The organism is Actinomadura logoneensis (assembly GCF_003428695.1).
Classification (GTDB): domain Bacteria; phylum Actinomycetota; class Actinomycetes; order Streptosporangiales; family Streptosporangiaceae; genus Spirillospora; species Spirillospora logoneensis.
Map to the genome: position 1 here is coordinate 1 of NZ_QURH01000757.1, position 3,838 is coordinate 3,838.

General features: G+C 73.8%; 2 protein-coding genes and 1 pseudogene. 2 read left to right on the forward strand and 1 reads right to left on the reverse strand.

From position 1 onward, the window contains the following. The first annotated feature begins 267 nt into the window (after positions 1-267). Both DZF91_RS26820 and DZF91_RS26825 read left to right on the forward strand, forming a co-directional pair. A complete protein-coding gene (locus DZF91_RS26820; protein ID WP_117359950.1) occupies positions 268-1,485 on the forward strand; it encodes an MFS transporter in 1,218 nt (405 codons plus the stop codon). 9 nt (positions 1,486-1,494) lie between these two features. Continuing rightward, positions 1,495-2,805: a D-arabinono-1,4-lactone oxidase gene (locus tag DZF91_RS26825; protein WP_117359951.1), complete on the forward strand. Its 1,311-nt coding sequence runs from the start codon at positions 1,495-1,497 to the stop codon at positions 2,803-2,805. Positions 2,806-2,896: 91 nt separating this feature from the next. On the opposite strand, the pseudogene DZF91_RS26830 reads toward DZF91_RS26825, so the two are convergent. Next, positions 2,897-3,838 (reverse strand): annotated as a pseudogene (locus DZF91_RS26830) (hypothetical protein); the annotation flags it as partial.

Here is a 3,838-nt window from a genome sequence, read left to right on the forward strand (position 1 = left end):
CCTCGGCGGCCCGGTCCGGGCGCCCGGCGGCGCGGACGGCCCCGCGTCCGGCCCCGAACCCGGCCGGGAGACGGCCTTCGAGGCCGGTGCGTGGGCCGTCGCCGGGGCCCCTTCGGAGGACGGTCCGGCGGCGGAGTCCGGCTCAGGTGTAGGTGGAACCACAACCATTCCCAACGGGCGTCGCGAACAGGCGCTTACCTGGACAGAACCGTTGTACGGCCCAGGTAACGTGATCAAGTTATTCGGTTGAGGGTTCAGAGGAGCACGTTGTCCAGTCCCTACCGGGCACTCCTGGCCGTACCCGGGGCCAAGGCGTTCGTCACCGCGGGGTTCGTGGGGCGCATGGCGATGTCCATGGTGAGCATCGGGATCGTCCTCCTCGTCTCCGCGGTGACCGGATCGTACGGCATCGCCGGTTCCGTCTCCGCGACCCTCTCGGTCGCCTACGCGCTCGGGGCGCCGGTCAGCGCCCGGTACGCCGACCGGCTCGGGCAGCGGCGGGTGCTCGTCCCGCTGGTCTCGGTCAACACGGCCGCCTTCGCCCTGTTGATCGGTCTCGCCGTGTTCGAGGCTCCGTTGTGGACGCTGTACCCCGCGAGCGCGCTCGCCGGGTGCACCCAGGTCTCCCTGGGAGCCTGGGTGCGCTCCCGGTGGTCCCACGCGCTGCGCGACACCTCGATCCCGATGGGCACGGCGTACTCGTTCGAGTCGGTGATGGACGAGCTGATCTTCGTCGCCGGGCCGATCCTGGTCACCTCGCTGGCGACCGGCGTGCATCCGGCGGCGGGGATCGCGGTCGCGGTGTCCTGCACGCTGGTCGGCGGGCTGGCGTTCGCGCGGCTGCGCCGGACGGAGCCGCCGCCGCGTCCGCGCGCGCCCGGCGCCTCCGGGAAGGCGGGGGTGTTCGCGAACCCGGCGGTGCGGATCCTCTCGCTGATCTTCCTGCTCACCGGGGCCGTGTTCGGCGCGATCGACGTCAGCGGCGTCGCGTTCGCGGCGGAGCAGGGGCACAAGCCGCTCGCCGGGGTCCTGCTCGCCTGCTACGCCGGGGGCAGCGCCACCTCGGCGTTCTGGTACGGCGCCCGGAACTGGCGGGCTCCGGTGGACCGGAGGTTCCTCGTCGGCAGCGTCCTGCTGGCCGTGCTGCTGGCGCCGACACTGCTGGTCGGCGACTTCTGGCCGATGCTGCCGGTCGTCTTCGTGGCCGGGCTGGCGATCTCGCCGACGATCATCCCCGGGTTCGGGCTGGTGGAGGAGCTGGTCCCGGACGGCCAGCTCACCGAGGGCCTGGCGCTGGTGTCGACGACGATCAGCATCGGCGCGGCGGCCGGCGCGTCCCTGGCCGGACGGGTCGCGGACGCCTACGGGGCCGAGGCGTCCTTCGGCGTGCCGCTGGCCTCGGCGGTGGTGGCGGCGCTGGTCACCCTGGCCGCCTACCGGGCCGTAAGTAAACGTGAACTTTCCTCACGAACGATCCCCCAGTAGAGTTCGGCCATGTCCCCCGTGAGCACCCGGACGTGGCGCAACTGGGCGGGAAACCAGACCGCCACCCCCCGCCGCGTCACCACCCCCACCAGCACCGACGAGGTCTCCGCCGCCGTGCGCGCCGCGGCGGCCGACGGCCAGACCGTCCGGATGCCCGGCACCGGCCACTCCTTCACCGGAGCCGCCGTCGCCGAGGGCGTCCTGCTCCGCCCGACCGGGCTGACCGAGGTCCGCTCGGTGGACACCTCCACCGGACTGGTCACGGTCGAGGCCGGCCTGCCCCTGCACGCGCTCAACCGGACGCTGGCCGAGCACGGCCTGGCCCTCGCCAACATGGGCGACATCCAGGAGCAGACCGTCGCGGGGGCCCTGCAGACCGCCACGCACGGCACCGGACGCGACGCCGCCGGCCTCGCCTCCCAGGTGCACGCGCTGGAGCTCGTCCTCGCCGACGGCTCGGTGGTCACCTGCTCGCGCGACGAGCGGCCCGACCTGTTCGACGCCGCCCGCGCGGGCGTCGGCGCCATCGGCATCGTGACCGCCATCACCTGGAAGACCGTCCCGGCGTTCCTGCTGCAGGCGCAGGAGCAGCCGATGAAGTGGGACGAGGTCCTCTCCCGCGTGGACGAGTTCGACGCCGCGAACGAGCACTTCGAGTTCTACTGGTTCCCGCACACCGAGGGCTGCCTCACCAAGCGCAACAACCGCGTCGACGGGCCGCCCCGGCCGCTGTCGCGGTTCAAGGGCTGGCTGGACGACGAGTTCATGTCCAACTCGCTGTTCGAGGTGATCAACCGGGTCACCCACGCGGCCCCGGCGCTCACCCCGTCGGTCAACCAGGTGTCGGCGCGGGCGCTCGGCGCGCGCACCTTCACCGACACGTCCTACAAGGTGTTCACCAGCCCCCGGACCGTCCGGTTCAAGGAGCAGGAGTACGCGATCCCGCGCGAGCACCTGGTGGACGCGCTGCGCGAGGTGCGGAGCCTGTTCGACCGCAGGGACTGGAAGATCAGCTTCCCGATCGAGGTCCGGATGCTGCCCGCCGAGGACGCCTGGCTGTCGATGGCCTACGGCCGCCGCAGCGCGTTCATCGCCGTGCACGTCTACCACCGCGACGAGCACGACTCCTACTTCCGGGGCGTCGAGGACGTCCTGACCGAGATGGGCGGGCGCCCGCACTGGGGCAAGATGCACACCCGCGACGCCGCCTACCTGGAGACCGTCTACCCGCGCTTCAAGGACTTCCAGGCGGTCCGCGACGGCGTCGACCCGGACCGCCGGTTCGCCAACCCCTACACCCGCCAGGTCTTCGGCGACTGACCCTCCCGCCGCCATGAGACGGGCCGGGCCTCCCGCAGGAGGCCCGGCCCGTTCTTCTCTCGTTCTGACCACCCGTGCGTGCTCGCGGCGCCTACTGGTTGCCCTCCGGCGCCGGAGCCTGGACGCCCGGCTTGCCGGTGGCGGGCGGCGCGGACTGGCCGCCACCGCCGGTCGGCGCGGAGGACGGCTCCTGCGTCGGCGTCTGCGTCGGGCGCTGGGTGGGCGAGCGGTCCGGGCTCGGCGACTCGCTCGGCTGCCCGGTCGGGCCGCCGGTGGGCTCGCCGGTCGGCTGGTCGGTCACCTTGTCGCCCGGTCCGGTCGTCCCCGGCGCGGTCGGCTCGTCGGTCGGGTGCTGGGACGGCCGGTGCGCCGGCGTGTGGGGCGTCCCCTCGTTCTGGCCCCGGATCACGTTGCCGATCGTCCCGCCCGCGCCCTTGACCCCGCCGAACGTCTGGTCGGTGAACGACTCGTACAGCGTGATGCCGCCGATCACCAGGGCGAACACCGCCACCGCCGACGCGGTCAGCATCTTCCAGCGCTGCCGGGCCCAGACGAGCGTGTCGTCCAGCGCCGCCTGGAAGGACGCCTTGCGCACCGCCTCGTCGCCCGCCTCGGCCGCCAGGTCGTCGGCGACCGTCTCGGCGGGCGAGCGGTCGAGGCGCGTCTCGTCCGCCCCCGCCGCCTCGAACCGGGCGGCGGCCGGCACGGACGCGTCGAACCGGGTCGCGTTGGGGTCTCCGCCCAGAACGGACGGATCGAACCGGGTCGCGTTCGGGTCACCGCCGAGCGCCGAGTGCGCGGGCGTCGAGTGCACGGGCGGCGGGGGCGACGCGGACGGACGGTAGGGGTCGTCCGCACGAGTGCCGTTCGGATCGTCCGCGGCCCAGTGCCCAGGCCGCGACGCGTAGCCGGGTCCCGCATGGCCGGGTCCCGCATGGCCGGACGGTGCCGCATGGCCGGGCGGGGCTCCGTGGCCGGGCGGGGCTCCGTGGCCGGGCGGTGCCGCCCGGCCCCTGGGTGCGGCCGAACCGGC